This is a genomic window from Pseudomonas sp. D2002, from assembly GCF_013385735.1.
Taxonomy (GTDB): Bacteria; Pseudomonadota; Gammaproteobacteria; order Pseudomonadales; family Pseudomonadaceae; genus Aquipseudomonas.
On the sequence record NZ_JACAPL010000004.1, the window covers coordinates 206937 to 226525 of the forward strand.

General features: G+C 61.3%; 13 protein-coding genes. 5 read left to right on the forward strand and 8 right to left on the reverse strand.

Annotated elements, in window-relative coordinates; translation table 11 throughout:
- Together HX783_RS09775 and HX783_RS09780 are read left to right on the forward strand one after the other, a co-directional pair.
- Nucleotides 1–933 (forward strand): phosphatidate cytidylyltransferase, encoded by a 933-nt coding sequence (locus HX783_RS09775; RefSeq protein ID WP_177016762.1) that lies wholly within the window; start codon nt 1–3, stop codon nt 931–933.
- A gap of 496 nt (nt 934–1429) precedes the next feature.
- Nucleotides 1430–1627 carry a DUF3077 domain-containing protein gene (locus tag HX783_RS09780; RefSeq protein ID WP_177016763.1) on the forward strand — a complete coding sequence of 66 codons (198 nt, stop codon included), beginning with the start codon at nt 1430–1432 and terminating at the stop codon, nt 1625–1627.
- A gap of 290 nt (nt 1628–1917) precedes the next feature.
- Here the strand turns inward: HX783_RS09780 and HX783_RS09785 are convergent, their stop codons facing one another.
- Nucleotides 1918–2400 (reverse strand): Lrp/AsnC family transcriptional regulator, encoded by a 483-nt coding sequence (locus tag HX783_RS09785; RefSeq protein ID WP_016978705.1) that lies wholly within the window; start codon nt 2398–2400, stop codon nt 1918–1920.
- 127 nt (nt 2401–2527) lie between these two features.
- Here HX783_RS09785 and HX783_RS09790 point away from each other — a divergent pair, with 127 nt between their 5' ends.
- The 3 genes from HX783_RS09790 to pbpC all read left to right on the forward strand — a co-directional run bounded on the left by HX783_RS09790 (nt 2528) and on the right by pbpC (nt 11325).
- Entirely contained in the window at nt 2528–3157 is a 630-nt protein-coding gene (locus HX783_RS09790; RefSeq protein ID WP_177016764.1) for a LysE family translocator, read from the forward strand.
- A gap of 79 nt (nt 3158–3236) precedes the next feature.
- A complete protein-coding gene (locus HX783_RS09795; RefSeq protein ID WP_177016765.1) occupies nt 3237–9044 on the forward strand; it encodes an MG2 domain-containing protein in 5808 nt (1935 codons plus the stop codon).
- Complete coding sequence (gene pbpC / locus HX783_RS09800) at nt 9025–11325, forward strand: penicillin-binding protein 1C (protein ID WP_177016766.1); 2301 nt, start codon at nt 9025–9027, stop codon at nt 11323–11325. The genes HX783_RS09795 and pbpC overlap by 20 nt, the downstream gene beginning before the upstream one ends.
- A gap of 149 nt (nt 11326–11474) precedes the next feature.
- Here the strand turns inward: pbpC and HX783_RS09805 are convergent, their stop codons facing one another.
- The 7 genes from HX783_RS09805 to atpD form a co-directional block, all read right to left on the reverse strand.
- Nucleotides 11475–12641, reverse strand: coding sequence for a hypothetical protein (locus tag HX783_RS09805; RefSeq protein WP_177016767.1), 1167 nt, complete (start codon nt 12639–12641; stop codon nt 11475–11477).
- Entirely contained in the window at nt 12638–13219 is a 582-nt protein-coding gene (locus tag HX783_RS09810) for a LemA family protein (protein WP_177016768.1), read from the reverse strand. Before HX783_RS09810 ends, HX783_RS09805 begins: the two co-directional genes overlap by 4 nt.
- Before the next feature lie 196 nt (nt 13220–13415).
- Entirely contained in the window at nt 13416–15248 is a 1833-nt protein-coding gene (gene glmS, locus HX783_RS09815) for a glutamine--fructose-6-phosphate transaminase (isomerizing) (protein WP_159961249.1), read from the reverse strand.
- A gap of 10 nt (nt 15249–15258) precedes the next feature.
- On the reverse strand, nt 15259–16026 hold the full coding sequence (locus HX783_RS09820; protein ID WP_106575964.1) for a DeoR/GlpR family DNA-binding transcription regulator: 768 nt from the start codon (nt 16024–16026) through the stop codon (nt 15259–15261).
- Between the two features lie 228 nt (nt 16027–16254).
- A complete protein-coding gene (gene glmU / locus HX783_RS09825) occupies nt 16255–17622 on the reverse strand; it encodes a bifunctional UDP-N-acetylglucosamine diphosphorylase/glucosamine-1-phosphate N-acetyltransferase GlmU (RefSeq protein ID WP_177016769.1) in 1368 nt (455 codons plus the stop codon).
- A 123-nt stretch (nt 17623–17745) separates the two neighbouring features.
- Entirely contained in the window at nt 17746–18162 is a 417-nt protein-coding gene (locus HX783_RS09830; RefSeq protein WP_159961253.1) for a F0F1 ATP synthase subunit epsilon, read from the reverse strand.
- Nucleotides 18163–18206: 44 nt separating this feature from the next.
- Entirely contained in the window at nt 18207–19583 is a 1377-nt protein-coding gene (atpD, locus tag HX783_RS09835) for a F0F1 ATP synthase subunit beta (RefSeq protein WP_015886645.1), read from the reverse strand.
- Nucleotides 19584–19589 lie beyond the last annotated feature (6 nt).

Sequence of the window (19589 nt, forward strand, 5' to 3'; positions counted from 1 at the left end):
ATGGATAGCCAAACCCTGATGTTGTTCGGCGGCATCGGCGCCATCCTGGTGCTCGCCTCGCTGATCGGCCTGATCCTCAAGCTGCGCACCCGTGGCACGCCGAATGCGGTGATCGACAACCTCAACGCGCGCATCAACGCCTGGTGGGTAATGGTGGTGGTGATCGGCATCGCCTTCTGGCTCGGCACCGGCGCGGTGATCCTGCTGTTCTACGCGGTGTCGTTCTACGCCCTGCGCGAATTCCTGACCCTTACGCCGACCCGCCGCAGCGACTACCCGGCGCTGGTGGCCGCGTTCTACCTGGCGCTGCCGCTGCAATACCTGCTGATCTATTCCAACTGGTATGGGCTGTTCTCGATCTTTATCCCGGTGTACGTGTTCCTGCTGCTGCCGATCCTCGCCTCTCTGGGCGGCGACAGCACGCACTTCCTGGAGCGTGCGTCGAAGGTGCAATGGGGCCTGATGATCGCGGTGTTTTGCGTGTCCTTCGTACCGGCCCTGCTGACCCTCGACATCCCCGGCTACGAAGGCCGCAACCTGTTGCTGATCGCCTACCTGGTGATCGTGGTGCAGCTGTCGGACGTGCTGCAGTACGTGTGCGGCAAGCTGTTCGGCAAACACAAGATCGCCCCCAACCTGTCGCCGTCAAAAACCGTCGAAGGCTTTGTTGGCGGGATCCTGCTGTCATCCCTGATCGGCGCGGCGCTGTGGTGGACCACGCCGTTCAACCCGTGGCAGTCGTTCTTGATCGCGTTGCTGATCAACCTGCTCGGGTTCGCTGGCGGCATTGTGATGTCGGCCATCAAGCGGGACCGGGGCGTGAAGGACTGGGGCCACATGATCGAAGGCCACGGCGGGATGCTGGACCGGCTGGATTCGGTGTGTTTTGCCGCGCCGATTTTCTTCCACCTTGTTCGCTACTGGTGGACCTGAAGCCACAGAACTCAAGCCAGATGAAAATCAAAATGTGGGAGCGGGCTTGCTCGCGAATGCGGTCGGTCAGTCACTGAATAGATTGGCTGACACACCGCTTTCGCGAGCAAGCCCGCTCCCACAGTTGTTTTGCGGTGTTTTCGAGAGTGCGGCAAAGTCTGAAACCGCCGCTCCTACTTCCCGCGTCTCTTTCTTTCGCAGGACATTTCCGAGAGAATCCCAGCCGCTTGTGCCCTGCCTTTTCGGTGGCTAGTCTGCGTTCGTCACTGCCAATTCAGTGACCGGGTTTAGCAGCTCGAACGTTCAACATTGGGCGCACAAGCGCCATCTCAAGCATGGCGTTTTTTTATGCCAACGCTTTATGGTGGCTGTGCGCAGGGCACCTTCGGGTGCGCCGGGTTCCCAATGTTCCGGCCTGCTAACCTGCGTACAGCTGCCACCCATTGTTTAGCAGCGATGGCTGTCGGCTCCAATTACCTACATTGGAGTTACCGTAATGAGCAAAGTAAAACCCGGTCCGCCGCATCCCATCTTCATCCCCCACCCCGAACTCAGCTTCGAAGACGCATTGGTCTATGCCTCAGACTTGCTTCACTGTGCCGAAGCACTGCACGGCTCACCCAAAGCCGCCGCACACCTGATGGAAATGGCCAAAGTCATGGTGGACCGCTCGCTGGAATGTATGAGCCCGTAGTAACACGCGTTCAGGGCTGATGAAAATCAAAATGTGGGAGCTGGCTTGCCTGCGATAGCGGTGGGTCAGCAACCCATCTGTTGACTGATACACCGCCATCGCAGGCAAGCCAGCTACCACAGTTATTTTGCGCTGTACGATCATTCCCACGCTCTGCGTGGGAATGCATCCTGTGACGCTCCGCGTCACGGCTTTCTGAGTGGACGCAGAGCGTCCTCGGCGGCATTCCCACGCGGAGCGTGGGAACGATCAGCCAGCTCCCACAGTGGTTTTGTGGGGTTTTGAAGTGCTCAGCCCGGCAAATGCCCCAGCGGCAAGGCGCCTGGGGTTTTCACGGTCTGGATCGCGAAGTTGCTGCGGATGTCCCTCACCCCCGGTAGCTTTAACAGGCTGCCGGTGACAAACCGCTCATACCCACGCAAATCCGGCACCACCACCTGCAATAGAAAATCCGACTCGCCCGACACCAGAAATGCCGAGATCACTTCGGGCAGTGCGGTCACCGCTTCGCGAAAGGCATTGGCCTCGGTGTCGTTATGCCGCTCAACCTTCACGCCGACGAACACCATCATGCCCAAGCCCACTTCATCGCGGTCCAGCGTCGCCTGGTAGCCGCGAATCACCCCGGCTTCTTCCAGCAGGCGCACGCGGCGCAAACACGGTGAGGCAGACAGGCCGATCTCATCCGCCAGTTGCACATTGCTCAGGCGACCGTCGCGTTGCAGGGCTTCAAGAATCTTGCGGTCAAAGGCATCAAGTTTGAGATTTGGCATAAGTGAAGGGTCACTGGCTTGATTTGTGGCAGAGAGTGCCAAGACTAGACGCTTTTCTGGCTGACTACGCAAGCACCTGCCCTGTCCTTGCATCCTAGAATTGGCTAACCAATCTAGGGGGTTGAACATGACGGAACTCTGGTTATTTCTGGTGGCCCTTTCGGTCGCGTATCTACTACCGGGGCCGGACATGATCCTGTTGCTGCAAACCGGCGCGCGGCAAGGCAAGGCGTTGGCGTTGACCACGGCCATCGGTTTGGGGCTCGCCCGGGCCTGCCATGTGGCGCTGGCAGGCATGGGCCTGGCGACGTTGTTCAAGGTGGCGCCATGGACGTTCGAGGTGGTGCGCCTGGGCGGCGCGGCCTATCTGTTATGGCTGGGCGTGCAGTGTCTGCGCGCGAATATGTTGCCTTCGCTTGAGGCAACCCCCGGCGCCCCGCCAGCACATGCCTGGCGCGCAGCCTTTCAACGCGGCCTGCTGACGAATCTGCTCAACCCCAAGGCCTTGTTGTTCTGCTCGGTGCTGCTGCCGCAGTTCATCAACCCGCATGCCGGCCCGGTGGCGGCGCAGTTTGCGTTGCTGGGGGTGATTCTGGTGGGTGTGGGCTTTGCCTTCGACTGTTGCTACGCCCTGGCCGGCGCACGCATCGGCCACTGGCTGGCACGCAATCGCTCGGCGCAGCGTCTGCAGCAATGGTTATTCGGCAGTCTTTTGATCGGTTTTGCGGTACGCCTCACCTTTGTGCAACACGCCTGAGCGTGTGCGGTGTATCCACGTCATCTTTTGTATCAAAGACGCGTGTAAGATACGCCGCACTTAGCCAGGGATGCTCACCATGTTCGATTCGTTGAAAGCGATCAGTCGCCGTTTTCTCGGCCTGTTAACCACTGTGGTGAGTGCCCTGTTCGGCCAATGGCAACCGCCCTTCTGGCTGCGCGCCATCGGCCATGGCCTGGGGAACCTGGGCCGCAAGGCTCGCGCATACCCGCGCCAGGCCGGTGCCGGCGTGCTGGGCCTGGTGTTGCTGGCCGCTGCCGGATTTTACGGCTGGCACTGGTATTCAAACCTGCCGCAGCCGCACACCGTCGGTTATTCGCTGCACAAACCAAACCTGACGGATTACACCCAGCAACCGCCGGTTGTGGATAACTTGCAGGTACGCTTTGCCGAATCCGTGGCGCCGTTGGCGGCGATTGGCAAACCGGTGACCGAAGGCATCACCCTCAAACCCACCGTGGCAGGCGCCTGGCGCTGGTCCGATGACCGCACTTTATTATTTGTGCCGGAAAAAGACTGGCCGGTAGACGCCCACTACACGTTGGACCTGGCGAAGAAAAATCTCCTGGCCGAGGGCGTACTGCTCAGCCAATACAGCAGCCAGTTTTCCACCCAACCGTTCCGCGCCACCCTGGCGCAAAACGAGCTGTATCAAGACCCGTCCAACCCGACGCTGAAGCAACTGGTCGCGACCTTCCATTTTTCCCACCCGGTGGATGAAGACAACCTACGCAAGCGCGTGTCCGTAACCCTCGGCAAAGGCCTGGCCTACCGCGACGCGCAGCTGCCCAACCGCCCGGAAATCACCTTCGACGACACCAAGCTCAACGCCTACGTGCGCTCGGCCGCCCTGGCCACGCCGCTGGAAAGCACGCCGGTCAGCGCCAAGCTCGATGAAGGCATCAAGGCCCGCGACGGCGGCAATGCCAGCACCGCACCGCTGGTGGCGGAAGTCACCGTGCCCGGTCGTTATCGCCTGACGTTCACCAGCGCCGAAGTCAGTTTTGTGGATAACGAGCGCGGTGAGCCGGAGCCCGTGCTGATGTTCAGCAGCTCCAGCGCCGTAGCCGATGACACCATCGCCGGTAAGGTCCAGGCCTGGCTGCTGCCGGAAAAAGCCCAAGACGACACCCGCCCCTACACCAGCAACGACATCGACGACGCGATGCTCGCCCGCAGCACCAAGGTCAACCTGACCCACGTGCCCAGCGTCGAGCCGCTGAACACCTTGCACGCCTTCAAGTTCAAGGCCCCGGCCGGCCGCGCGCTGTATGTGCGCGTGCCTGCGAACCTGGAAGCCATCGGCGGCTACCTGGCGAAAAACCCTACAGCCTCCTTGATCAGCATGCCGGCGTATCCGCGCACGCTGCAGTTCCTGTCTGACGGCGCACTGCTCAGCCTCAATGGCGAAAAACGCCTGGGCTTCATGGCCCGTGGTGTGCCCGGCGCCCACGTGGAAATCGCCCGCCTGCTGCCCAACCAGCTGCAACACCTGGTGGACCAGAGCAGCGGCAGCTTTGCCCGGCCAAACTTCGGCAATGAATACTTCGACCGCATGGTGGAGCGTCAGTCGCTGGATATTCCGCTGTCGTCCAATGACCCGGCAAAAACCGTGTACGACAACGTTGACCTGAGCCATTACCTCACCGCCAACGGCGGGCGTCGTGGCATTTTCGTGCTCAAGCTGAGCCCGCAGGATGACCCGGCCCCGCGTACGTTCGAATATGACCGCAGCAGCACCAGCGATTTGCGTTTTATCGTGGTCACCGACCTCGGCATCATCGCCAAGCGCTCCAGCGACGGCAGCCATGATGTGTACGTGCAATCCATCGGCAATGGTTCGCCGGTGGCCGATGCGCAAGTCGACATCATCGGCCGCAACGGGCTGCCGGTCAGCAGTGGCCGCACCGATGCCGAAGGCCACGCGCATTTCGCCAAGCTGGATGAACTGCGCCGTGAGAAAACGCCGCTGATGTATGTGGTCACTCGCGGCAACGACCAATCCTTCCTGCCGATTGCGCGTCAGTCGCAGCAGCTGGATTTGTCGCGCTTCGACGTAGGCGGTTTGGAAGAAGACGGCGCGATTGATCGCCTCAGCGCGTACCTGTTTACCGACCGTGGCCTGTATCGCCCGGGCGAAACCGCGCACTTGGGCATGATCGTGCGCAGCGGCAACTGGAAAGGCGCCTTGCAAGGCCTGCCGGTGGAGCTGCAAATCACCGACCCACGTGGCCTGGAAGTGATTCGCCAGCCGCTGAAACTGTCCACCAGCGGTTTTGAAACCTTTGATTTCCCCAGCAGTGAAGTCGCCCCTGCGGGCGATTACACCGCGACCTTGCAGCTGATTGGCCAGAAAAACACCCGCACTGACCTCGGCAGTGTCAGCTTCAAGGTCCGCGACTTCGAGCCGGACCGCATGAAGGTCAGCCTGAGCCTGCATGACACGCCTGTGTTGGGCTGGATTCCACCGGACCAGGTGGTGGCCAAAGTTACCGCCATGCACTTGTTCGGCGCCCCGGCAGCCGGGCGGCGCGTTACCGCCAAAATGTCCCTGAGCCCAACGCTCGCGGCCTTCGACCGTTACCCGGATTACCGCTTCCGCCTCAACGACTCATTGGAAGACGCCAGCACCGAAGACCTCGCCGAAACCACCGTCGACGACAACGGCCAGGCCGTGCTCGACCTCAACCTGCAACGCTTCGCCAACAGCACTTATCGCCTGCAGGTGATGACCCAGGTGTTCGAGGCTGAAGGTGGCCGTAACGTGGCGGCGCAAAGTGCGCTGCTGGTGTCGTCCGCGCCCTATCTGGTCGGTGTGAAAAGTCAGGACTCGCTGTCGTACGTCGCCAAGGACGCCCCACGCCAGGTGCAATGGCTGGCCGTCGCGCCGGACCTTACGCCACTGGCGGTGGACGGCCTGACCAGTGAGGTGGTCGAGCACCGTTATGTGTCGGTGCTGGTGAAACAGTCCAACGGCACCTACAAGTACGAGTCGCGCATCAAAAACATCAGCCAGCCGGCCGCGCCACTGACGATGACCAAAGACGGCGCCAAGCAGACCCTGAACACCGGCACGCCGGGCGATTACACCCTGCAACTCAAAGACGCCAACGGCAACCTGCTCAACCAGATCGACTACAGCGTGGCCGGGCGTGGCAACACCTCGCGCTCGCTGGAGCGTAATGCCGAGCTGCAATTGCGCCTGGATAAACGCAGCTATGCCACGGGTGACGAGATTGCGATCAGCATTCGCGCACCGTACACCGGCGCCGGCTTGATCACCATCGAGCGTGACAAGGTCTACACCCAGCAATGGTTCAAGGCCGACAGCACCAACAGCGTGCAACATATCCGCGTGCCTGCAGGCCTTGAGGGCAATGCCTACGTCAACGTGCAGTTTGTGCGCGACATGGGCTCGTCCGAGGTTTATATGAGCCCGCTGTCCTACGGCGTGGTGCCGTTCAGCATCAACCTGGATGCGCGGCGCATGGCGCTGAAGGTGGAAGGCCCGGCGAAGATCGAACCGGGGCAAACCCTGGACATCAAGGTCACGGCCGACCGCCCAGGCCGCGCAGTGGTTTACGCGGTGGACGAAGGCATTCTGCAAGTGGCGCGTTACCAGACGCCGGACCCGTTGGGCTTCTTCTTCCAGAAGCGCGCATTGGAAGTCGGCACCAGTCAGATTCTTGACCTGATCCTGCCGGAATTCAGCCGCCTGCTCAGTGGGGCAGCGCCCGGTGGCGATACGGAAGGCGCCCTGGCCAACCACCTCAACCCGTTCAAGCGTAAACATCAGCCGCCCGTGGCCTGGTGGTCTGGCTTGGTGGATTTGCCGGCCGGTGAAACCGTGCTGCATTACCAGGTGCCGGACAGCTTCAACGGCAAACTGCACCTGTTTGCTGTGGCGGTGGATGCCGACAGCGTCGGTGTGAGCGAGGCCAACACCGACGTGCGTGGGCCGATTGTGATCACGCCGAACGTGCCGGCCTTTGTCGCGCCGGGGGATGTGTTCAATGTGAGCGCCGGGGTGTTCAGCAACCTCGATGCGGCGGCGGACGTGAAGTTTGAGCTGCAAACAAGCGACGGTCTCAACGTGCAGGGCGACAAAGGCAGCACCTTGTCACTGCAACCGCGCAAAGAAGGCACCGCCGAATTCAAGATCAAGGTTGGCGAAACCCTGGGCTCGGCGGACCTGCGTTTTATCGCCGTGCTGCCGGACGGCAAGCGCATTCAAGTGGCGGAAACCACCTCGATCCGCCCATTGAGTGAGCACCGTGTGGCCTTGAGCCTGGGCCGTTTCGACAGCGCCAGCAAAGAGCTTAAGCCGACCCGCGAGCTGTTCAGCCAACTGCGCGACGTGCAATTGGGCGTGGCGGCCTCGCCGCTGGTATGGGCCAACGGCCTCAAGCATTACCTGGATGACTACGGCTATGCGTGCACCGAGCAATTGGTGTCCAAGGCCATGCCGGCGTTGATCTGGGGCGGCACTGCACCCGAAGCCGAGCAAGCCTTCAGCAGCGCGGTGCGCATGTTGCGCCAGCGTCAGAACCAGGCCGGTGGTTTCGGTCTGTGGGCCGCCAACCCGGACGTGGCGCCGTACGCCAGCCTGTATGCCACCGACTTCCTGATCGAAGCCAAGGAACGCGGGCTGCCGGTGCCGGAAGATGTGCTGGTGCGCGCCAATGCGTATCTGACAGACCTGGCCAACGGCCCGAGCGAAGGCCTGTCGGAATTGCGCAACCGTGCCTACGCCAGTTACCTGCTGAGCCGTCAGGGAATTCTGGTGAGTGGTGCCTTGAGCGACATTCGCGAGCGCTACGAGAGCTACTTCAAAGACACCTGGCAGAACGACCTGGGCGCCGCTTACCTGGCCGCCAGCTACAAGCTGCTCAAACAGGACCGCCAAGCCGATACGCTGTTCCGCAAAATCCCGTGGCGCTCCCTTGTGGATAAGTGGGACAGCGACGGCCTGTATTACGACCCGCTGGTGCACGACGCCGAACACTTGCACCTGCTGGCGCGCCACTTCCCCGAGTTGCTGGACGATGTGCCGACCGCCTTGCTGGATAAGCTCGGCAAGCGTCTTAACGAGCAACGCTACAACTCGCTGTCGGCCGCGCTGCTGCTGCGCGCCCTGGACAACTATGGCCAGCGCGCACAAAGCGACATGACCCTCAAGGCCACCGCGTGGCTGGGCGACAAGCAGCAGCAATTGCTGGAGATGGCCGGTCAGCCGCCGCGCGCCGCCGTGCCGGGCGCCACGCAAAAGCTGGTGCTGGAAAAAACCGACGGCCCGGCCGCGTTCTACATGCTCAGCGAAGCCGGTTTCGACAAGGGCGCCAAGCTCAAGCCGATCAACAATGGCCTGGAAATCATCCACGAATACCTCGACCTCAAAGGCGAGCCGGTGAGCAAAGTGGCGGTGGGCGATGAGTTCCTGGTGCGCCTGCGTCTGCGCGCCACCGACCGCGACCAAGTGCAGCAAGTGGCCGTGGTCGACCTCCTGCCCGGTGGCGTCGAGCCTGTGTATAACTTGCCGCCGGAGCCGGAAGCCGCCAGCGCCGATGAAAGTGAAGGCGACGATTCGGAGTACGTGGAAACCGCCGACGGGGATGAAGCGGATGCCTGGCAGGCGCCGATCGGCGAGACCGAGCTGAGTAACTGGCAGCCGGACTACGTGGATGTGCGTGATGATCGTGTGGTGTTGTACGGCACCGCATTGCGCGATGTAGGCACTTTTGTCTACCGCGTGCGCGCCACCAACGCCGGCACCTTCAACACGCCGCCGGCCTACGCCGAAGGTATGTACGAAACCACCCTGCAAGGGCGCGGCAAAGTAGGCCAGCTTGAAATTACCAAGCCTTAAACGCCTGACGCCGCTGCTGGCAGCGGCAGTGGTGTTGGCGGCGGGGCTGCGGCTGTGGCCGCATGCCCCTCTGGAACAGGCCGTGACCTCATCGCGGGTGGTGTTGGCCGACGACGGTGCGCTGCTGCGCATGACCCTGGCGGATGACGGCCAATACCGTTTATGGCTGCCGCTTGCGCGCATGTCGCCGTCATTGGTCGAAGCCTTGCTGCTTAAGGAAGACCGCAATTTCTACTGGCACCCGGGGATCAATCCCCCGGCGCTGCTGCGCGCGGCCATGGCCACCTACAGCGGCGGCCAGCGCCAGGGCGGTTCGACCTTGAGCATGCAACTGGCGCGGCGCTTGTGGAATTTGAACACTCGCCAGGTGCCAGGCAAGTTGCAGCAGATGGCCTTGGCGCTGTGGCTGGAAGCGCGTTACAGCAAGCACGACATCCTTGAGGCCTACCTGAACCTGGCGCCCATGGGCGGCAATATCGAAGGCGCCGAGGCGGCCAGCCGGATTTACTTTGGCAAGTCGGCGGCGCAGTTGTCGTTGTCTGAAGCGCTGGCGCTGGCGGTGATTCCCCAGCAGCCGGGGCGACGCGCGCGCTTCGGGCCCTCGCTGCAAAATGCGCGGCTGCGCTTGATGGCCGACTGGCGCGAGACTTATCCACAGGACCCGCGAAACGACAGTTTGCTCGACTTGCCACTGGAAGCGCGCAACCGCCAGCAGATCCCCTTCCTGGCGCCGCACTTGAGTGAACAACTGCTGGCGTCCCAGCCCGGCAACGAGTTGAACAGCACGCTCAACCTGCCCTTGCAGCAACTGCTCGAACGCCTGATCACCGGCTTTATCGCCGAGCGGCGCAGCACCGGTGTGGAAAACGCCACGGCGATCCTGATCGACAGCCGCGACCAGAGCGTCAAGGCGTTGGTGGGCTCGGCGGATTACTTATCCACAAGCATTCACGGGCAGGTCAACGGCGTAACGGCGCGGCGCTCGCCGGGGTCGACTCTCAAGCCGTTTCTGTATGGTCTGGCGCTGGATCAGGGTGTGATCCACCCGATGAGCATCCTCAAGGATTTGCCGAGTAACTTCGGCTACTTCCAACCGGAAAATTTCGACGGCAGTTTTATCGGGCCACTGACGGCGCGGGATGCCTTGATCCGTAGTCGCAACATCCCGGCGGTGTGGCTGGCCAGCCAGGTGAAGTCGCCGTCGCTGTACGGCTTGCTGCAACGCGCCGGCATCCAGGGCTTGCGCGGCGAGAGCCATTACGGCCTGGCCTTGGCCCTGGGCGGTGGCGAGATGACGCCCGAAGAACTGGCGCGGCTGTATGTGATGCTGGCCGGTGATGGGCACCTGCGGCCGTTACGGTATTTGCAGGAACAGCCGCAAACCACCGGCCCGCAACTGCTCACGCCGCAAGCCACGTTTATGGTGCGCGATATGCTGCGCCGCAACCCACGGCCGGATGGCTTGCCGGGCCGCCATTGGCGCACCGCGTGGAAAACCGGCACCTCGTGGGGGTTTCACGATGCGTGGAGTGCTGGTCTGGTCGGCCCGTACGTGCTGGTGGTGTGGGTAGGCAACTTCGATGGCCGACCCAACCCTGCGTTTATCGGCGCCAAGACCGCCGCACCGCTGTTCTTTCGCATCACCGACGCCCTGCCGCTGGCGCTGCCCACTGTGGTGATAAAACCGGACAAGCCGCCTGCCGGGCTGGTGCGCATCGACGTGTGCGCCGCTTCCGGCGAGTTGCCCAACCGCTGGTGCCCGCAAACCCGCAAGACCTGGTACGTGCCCGGTGTGTCGCCGATTCGTGTGTCCAACCTGCACCGCCCGGTGTTGATAGACACTCGCACCGGCAAAGCCGCGTGCCCGCCGTTTGACCCGCAATACACCCGTGAAGAAGTGTTCGAGTTCTGGCCCAGTGATGTGCAGCGCCTTTATCGCGCAGCTGGCCTGCCCCGGCGCACGCCGCCCAACGTGATGAAAAACTGCCAGCCCAACCGCATCAGCGACCAGAGCGAGGCGCCGCAAATTCGCTCGCCGTTGACCCAGGTGAGCTATCAATTGCGCCTGTCGCAGCCGCAGGAAAGTATCCCGCTGAATGCCAACGCGGCCAGTGATGCGGCGACGCTGTATTGGTTCGCCGACCAGACCTTGATCGGCCAAGGCCCGCCGCAAACCACGCTGAATTGGCGACCGGGCAAGTCGGGGGAATACCGGTTGCGGGTCAGTGATGATCAGGGGCGCAGTGCGAGCCGGGGGTTGAAGGTGGAGTTTGTGCCGTGATCACAGGGTACTTGGCTGGGTAAGCGCAGATCCCCCCTGTGGGAGCGGGCTTTCCCGCGAAGACGTTGGCCCAGCAAACAGTGATGTTGACTGACCCACCGCTTTCGCGGGCAAGCCCGCTCCCACATTTGATCTGCGCGACTCTCTGATCAGGCGTCTTCGTCGCCGAGGCTGGCTTTGCCGGCATCCTTGGAAAAATGCTTGAAGGCCGCACCCAGCGTGCGTTGCTCGAAGATCGAAAACACTAACGTGCCAAGCAGGATCAGCATCCACACCAGAAACAGCTTCAAGGTATCCACCTGAGCCACGAACAACAGCAACGTCACCACGCCGCCGATGACCATGCCCAGTCCCATCCACGCGCCCAGCACTCGCCCCACCGCCAGGCGCATGCCTTTGGGCAGCACCAGCCGGGTCGCCATCATCACCACGATAATCGTCAGGAAAAAGCCAAACGCCGCCATGAAGGGAATCGGGAAACCGCCTTCGCGGTACAGCCACGCCAGCAGCCGATACACGGGGCCCAGTGGCTCCATTTGCTGATAGGTGTCGGGGCCGGGTAGATGCAATTGGGCGAAATGCGCAGGCGTCATGGCCATGATGCCTACGCCTATCATCCCGACCACGGCGGCATAGAAACCACCGGCGCGCCACAGCGGCGCCAGCACGCGAGTGTTTTCTACATCCTGGGTCAGCGCCAGGCCGAACACCGCGTTGCGCTGTTTGCCCTGGGCAATCGCGGGTGTGCCGTCGCGCTCACAGTCATCGCCAATCAGCATCACGTCCAGGTCCTGCACCAGCAGAATTTCGCCTTGGCGCCTGGAGCTGCCGAACAGCTCGTATTCGTCAGGAGCTTTGTTGCCGAAAAGATCAATGCCTTCGGCGATCACGCTGATTTCGCCCGTGGCGTCCTGCAGACGGAAGTCATTGCAGCGCGCCTCGCCAGACACTCGGCTCCAGCTCCAGTGCCCGTCGTCGTCTTTCTTGCCGTCCTCGACAACCCAGACATAGCCCACGCACGGCTTGCCATTCACCGGCGACAACAGGGTCTTGTCGGCAATCACCTTGCCGCGTACTTCCACCAGGCCCATCGCCAGCGAACGAATCTGGCTGGTGGCCAGCCGCTGTTCGGTTTTATAGAAGTTGGGACCGAAGCTGAGCAGCAAGCCAACCAAAATGCCTACAGGGAAAAACAGCGCGATAAAGATGTTCGGCGCGTAAGCAATCAAGCTGATGAAGCCCGCGAGCAACACCAGCGCCAGCGCTGTTTTCCACTTGGGTTTCTTCGCGACGACGCCGGCCTGGGTGGTTTTCATGCCCCCGGCACCTCGAGCTTCACGCCTTCATAGCGGGTTTCTTCGGCGCTGATGGCCAGCAAGGGAATGCGCTGATAGCCGAGCATCCGCGCAAAGAACAGGTCGGGGAACACCGCGATAGCGATGTTGTAGAGGTTGACCGATTCGTTGAAAAATTCACGCCGGTCGGCAATGCGCTCTTCCACCGCCGAGATCGCCTGCTGCAACTCGACCATATTCGGCCCCGAGATCAACGCCGGGTAACTCTCCGCCACCGCAATCACCGATTTCAGCGCCGCATTGAGCTGGTTGGACGCGTCGACCTTGTCGTTGAGGCTGCTGGCATTCAGGTATTGAGTGCGCGCGTCACTGAGCCGGGTAAACAGCGCGTTCTCATGGTTCATGGCGGTCTGCACCACGCGCATCAGGTCGGGAATCTGGTCGGCCCGTTGCTTGAGCAATACGTCGATGTTGGCGAAGGCTTTATCCACATCGTTACGGCGCATGACCAGGCCGTTGTAGACGCCAACCATCCAGCCGACCAGACCCACGACAATGATCAGCACGACGACGCCGGCGATTAGCAGTTCTATGTTCATGGTGAAGGCATTCCCTGGCTGAGTTATCCACAGGGAGGCATTCTAGGGGGAACCTGACAGGTGAATGCGGTATTGGCGCACAAAAACGATAAACGCCGATGACCGGTTGCTTCGGCGGTTTTCTATATGTTCTTCGCCCATAAAAAACCCTCGATTGCCGAGGGTTTTTTAGTGATGCCTTACGAGTCCAAACCTATTACTCCACCGTCACCGACTTCGCCAGGTTACGCGGCTGGTCCACGTCTGTCCCTTTCAGCACGGCCACGTAATACGACAGCAGCTGCAACGGGATGGTGTAGAGGATCGGCGACAAGGTGTCGTGGATGTGCGGCATGTTGATGACGTGGGTGCCTTCGCCGTTGGTCATGCCGGCTTTTTCGTCGGCGAATACGATCAGTTGGCCGCCACGGGCGCGGACTTCCTGCAGGTTGGATTTGAGCTTTTCCAGCAGTTCGTTGTTCGGCGCGACGGTGACCACGGGCATGTCGTCATCCACCAGGGCCAGTGGGCCGTGTTTCAGCTCACCGGCTGGGTAGGCTTCGGCGTGGATGTATGAGATTTCCTTGAGTTTCAGCGAGCCTTCCATCGCCACCGGGTATTGCGCGCCACGACCGAGGAACAGAGTGTGGTTTTTGTCGGCGAACAGTTCGGCGACTTTTTCCACGGTGCTGTCCATGGCCAGGGCTTCGCCGAGGCGGGTTGGCAGGCGGCGCAATTCTTCTACCAGCGTGGCTTCGACGCCTTCGGCGAGGGTGCCGCGCACTTGGCCCAGGGACAGGGTCAGCAGCAACAGGCCGACCAGCTGGGTGGTGAAGGCTTTGGTGGAGGCCACGCCAATTTCACGACCGGCCTGGGTCAGCAGGGTCAGGTCGGATTCGCGCACCAGCGAGCTGATGCTGACGTTGCAGATGGCCAGGCTGGCGAGGAAGCCCAGCTCTTTGGCGTTGCGCAGCGCAGCCAGGGTGTCGGCGGTTTCGCCGGACTGGGAGATGGTCACGAACAGGGTGTCGGGTTGCACCACCACCTTGCGGTAGCGGAATTCGCTGGCGACTTCGACCTGGCACGGGATGCCGGCCAGTTCTTCCAGCCAATAACGGGCAACCATGCCGGCGTGGTAGCTGGTGCCGCAGGCAACGATTTGCACGTTGCGTACTTTGGCGAACAGCTCGGCGGCTTGTGGGCCGAAGGCGTTAACCAGCACTTGGCTCTGGCTGAGGCGGCCTTCCAGAGTGCGTTGCACCACGGATGGCTGCTCGTGGATTTCCTTGAGCATGAAGTGGCGGAATTCGCCTTTGTCGGCGGCTTCGGCACCGTCGCGGTATTGCACGGCTTCGCGTTCCACGGAATTGCCGTTAACGTCCCAGATCGCCACGCTTTCCCGACGGATGTCGGCGATATCGCCTTCTTCCAGGTACATGAAGCGGTCGGTGACCTGGCGCAGCGCCAGTTGGTCGGAGGCGAGGAAGTTTTCCCCCAGGCCCAAGCCGATCACCAATGGGCTGCCACTGCGTGCGGCAACCACGCGGTCGGGTTGGCTGGCGCTGACCACGGCCAGGCCGTAGGCGCCGTGCAGTTCCTTGACGGTGGCCTTGAGGGCGACGGTCAGGTCGCCGAGGTCCTTGAGCTTGTGGTTCAGCAGGTGGGCGATGACTTCGGTGTCGGTGTCCGAGGTGAACACGTAGCCCAGGCCTTTGAGCTGTTCGCGCAGCACTTCGTGGTTTTCGATGATGCCGTTGTGCACCACTGCCAAGTCACCGGAGAAGTGCGGGTGCGCGTTGCGCTCGCATGGCGCACCGTGGGTGGCCCAACGGGTGTGGGCGATGCCGAGGCGGCCGACCAGCGGCTCACCGAGCAACGCTTGCTCCAGCTCGCTGACCTTGCCCGGGCGGCGCATGCGCTCCAGCTTGCCGGCATTGGTGAAGACCGCCACACCGGCGCTGTCGTAGCCACGGTATTCCAGGCGCTTGAGGCCTTCAAGCAGGATGGCGGTGACGTTGCGTTCAGCGACTGCGCCTACAATTCCACACATGGTTTTTCTCCTAGATGATTGCCGCGCATATCAGCGTAATGCCGCGGGCTTGGATCTGGTCGCGGGCCTCAAGCGGCAGGCGATCATCGGTAATAAGGGTATGGACGCTGCTCCAGGGCAGTTCCAGGTTGGGAATCTTGCGGCCGATCTTGTCGGATTCGACCATCACCACCACTTCACGGGCGACCTCGGCCATCACGCGGCTCAGGCCCAGCAGTTCGTTGAAGGTGGTGGTGCCGCGCTGCAGATCGATGCCGTCGGCGCCGATGAACAGCTGATCAAAGTCGTAGGAACGCAGCACTTGCTCGGCGACCTGGCCCTGGAATGAATCCGAATGCGGGTCCCAGGTACCACCGGTCATGAGCAGCACCGGTTCGTGTTCCAGCTCGCTCAAGGCGCTGGCCACGTGCAAGGAGTTGGTCATCACCACCAGGCCGGGCTGGTGGCCCAGCTCGGGGATCATGGCGGCGGTGGTGCTGCCGCTGTCGATGATGATGCGCGCGTGTTCACGCAGGCGCATCACGGCAGCACGCGCGATGGCACGCTTGTAGGCCGAGATGGGTTGCGCGGCGTCGCCCACCAGCTCTTGGGGCATGGTGATGGCGCCACCGTAGCGGCGCAGCAGCAGGCCATTGCTTTCCAGCGCGGCCAAGTCCTTGCGGATGGTCACTTCCGAAGTTTCGAAACGCTTGGCCAATTCGTCCACGCTGACTTCGCCCTGTTCATTGAGCAAGGTCAGGATGTTGTGGCGTCGTTGGGGTGTATTTCGTTTCGACATGGTGATGGTAAGTTTCGTTTCGAAAGATAACGAAGGCAATCAAAACCTATTGGGGGAAGATCGTCAAGCAGTGGGTGCACTTTTTTGAAAACAACATAGACCTAATGTGGGAGCGGGCTTGCTCGCGAAGGCGGTGCATCAGATCCACATTCAGTGACTGACACTCCGTCTTCGCGAGCAAGCCCGCTCCCACATTGGAATGGTGTAGCTATTGGGGTTGTGGATAACTCAGGTCTTTTTGATTTTGACCGGGCGTTTCCAACCGTCGATGTTGCGTTGGCGGGCGCGGGCCACGCCGAGCTGCAAGTTATCCACATCCTGATTGATAGTCGAACCCGCGGCGGTGGTGGCGCCATTGCCTACTTTTACCGGGGCAACCAATGAATTGTTGGAGCCGATAAACACGTCTTCGCCCAACACAGTCTGGTGCTTGTTCGCGCCATCGTAGTTGCAGGTAATAGTGCCGGCACCGATGTTGGTGCGCGCGCCAATGACTGCATCGCCCAGGTAAGTCAGGTGACCGGCTTTTGCGCCCTCACCCATTTGCGCGTTTTTCAGCTCGACGAAGTTACCCACATGGGCCCTGGCGCCGAGCACACTGCCCGGACGCAACCGCGCAAACGGGCCGGCATCGCTGCCCTCGCCCATCACCGCGCCGTCGATATGGCTGTTGGCTTTCACCACCACGCCTTTGCGCAGGGTGCTGTCCTTGATTACGCAGTTGGGGCCAATCACCACGTCGTCTTCAATGATCACGCGGCCTTCGAGGATCACGTTGATGTCGATCAGCACGTCACGGCCCACGGTGACTTCACCGCGCACATCGAAGCGGGCCGGGTCACGCAGGGTCACACCTTGGGCCATCAGGCGGCGGCCTTCGCGCAGTTGGTAGTGGCGTTCAAGCTCGGCGAGTTGCTTGCGGTCGTTGGCGCCCTGCACTTCCATCGGGTCGTGGGGCTGCTCGGTGGCGACCAGCAGGCCATCGCTCACCGCCATCTCGATCACGTCGGTGAGGTAGTACTCGCCCTGGGCGTTGTTGTTGGACAGGCGGCTCATCCAGTCGGCGAGCTTGTTGGCCGGCACCGCGAGAATCCCGGTGTTGCCTTCAGTGATTGCACGCTGGGCTTCGCTGGCGTCTTTGTGCTCGACGATAGCCGCCACCTTGCCATCGGCATTGCGCACGATGCGGCCATAGCCGGTGGGGTCATCCAGCTCAACGGTGAGCAGGCCCATCTGGCCGGGCACTACGTGCTTGAGCAGGCGCTGCAGGGTTTCCACTTCGATCAGCGGCACGTCGCCGTAGAGGATCAGCACGGTGTCGGCGCTGATGAACGGCACGGCTTGCGCGGTGGCATGGCCGGTGCCGAGCTGTTTGTCCTGCAAAACGAAATTCAGGTCATCTGCCGCCAGGCGTTCACGTACCACATCGGCGCCATGGCCGATGACCACGTGAATACGCTGTGGGTCGAGTTGCCGGGCGCTGTGGATAACATGGCCGAGCATGGAGTTGCCCGCGACCGGGTGCAGCACCTTGGGCAGGGCCGAACGCATGCGGGTGCCCTGGCCTGCGGCGAGAATGACGATTTCAAGAGACATGAATGGCTACCAATCCTGGGCGGTCCGGCTTTAGACCAGAGAAGTGTTTTGCTAAAAAAGAAAAAGGGTAGCCGAGGCTACCCTTTTTAATCAATCGCGCTTGAAGCATGGCGGCGTGGCCGCTTACTTCTTGCGCAACTGCTGGAGCGTGCGCAGCTGAGCTGCAGCCTCGGCCAGACGTACAGCAGCAGCGCTGTAGTCGAAGTCCGCGCCCTTTTCGTTCAGGGCCTTCTCGGCAGCCTTGACGGCTTCCTGAGCGGAGGCTTCATCCAGGTCGCCAGCACGTTGCACGGTGTCGGCAAGTACCTTGACCATGTTCGGCTGAACCTCGAGGAAACCACCAGAGATGTAAAACACCTCTTTGTCCCCGCCTTGCTTGGTCAGAGTGATCGGACCTGGCTTCAAGCTGGTGATCAACGGCGCGTGGCCCATGGCAATACCCAGGTCACCGAGTTCGCCGTGTGCAATCACCATTTCTACCAGACCGGAGAAGATTTCCCCTTCCGCGCTGACGATATCGCAATGGACTGTCATAGCCATCTGATTGCCTCAACCTGATGAGCGCCCGTTGCCGGGCGCCGGGATTACAGTTTCTTGGCTTTCTCGATCGCTTCTTCGATGCCGCCGACCATGTAGAACGCTTGTTCTGGCAGGTGGTCGTAGTCACCGTTGAGGATGCCTTTGAAGCCAGCAATGGTGTCTTTCAGGGAAACGTATTTACCCGAAGCACCGGTGAAGACTTCAGCCACGAAGAACGGCTGCGACAAGAAGCGCTGGATCTTACGAGCGCGGGATACCAACTGCTTGTCGGTTTCCGACAGCTCGTCCATACCCAGGATCGCAATGATGTCCTTCAGTTCTTTGTAACGCTGCAGCACGTACTGAACGCCGCGAGCGGTGTCGTAGTGCTCCTGGCCGATCACGTTCGGGTCCAGCTGGCGCGAAGTCGAGTCGAGTGGATCGACCGCTGGGTAGATACCCAGGGAAGCGATGTCACGGGACAGAACGACGGTGGCGTCCAAGTGGGCGAAGGTGGTAGCAGGCGATGGGTCAGTCAAGTCATCCGCAGGTACGTATACCGCTTGGATCGAGGTGATCGAACCTTCTTTGGTCGAAGTGATACGTTCTTGCAGAACGCCCATCTCTTCAGCCAGGGTCGGCTGGTAACCTACTGCGGAAGGCATACGGCCCAGCAGTGCGGATACTTCAGTACCGGCCAAGGTGTAACGGTAGATGTTGTCGACGAACAGCAGAACGTCGTTACCTTCGTCACGGAACTTCTCGGCCATGGTCAGGCCAGTCAGTGCTACGCGCAGACGGTTACCCGGCGGCTCGTTCATCTGACCGTAAACCAGTGCCACTTTGTCCAGAACGTTGGAGTCCTTCATCTCGTGGTAGAAGTCGTTACCCTCACGAGTACGCTCACCCACACCGGCGAACACGGAATAACCGCTGTGCTCGATGGCGATGTTACGGATCAGTTCCATCATGTTTACGGTCTTGCCTACACCGGCACCACCGAACAGACCGACTTTACCGCCTTTGGCGAACGGGCAAACCAGGTCGATAACCTTGATGCCGGTTTCCAGCAGATCGTTGCCGCCAGCTTGCTCGGCGAACGAAGGAGCTGGACGGTGAATGCCCCAGCGCTCTTCGGTGTCGATCGGGCCAGCTTCGTCAATCGGGTTGCCCAGTACGTCCATGATCCGGCCCAGGGTCGCTTTACCGACCGGTACGGAGATGGCAGCGCCAGTGTCGACAACGTCCAGACCGCGCTTCAAGCCTTCGGTGGAACCCATCGCAATGGTACGAACCACGCCGTCGCCCAGCTGCTGCTGAACTTCCAGGGTGGTTTCCGCGCCTTGTACTTTCAGCGCGTTGTAGATGCTCGGTACGCTGTCGCGTGGAAATTCCACGTCGATAACGGCGCCGATGATTTGAACGATACGTCCGCTACTCATAGCTGG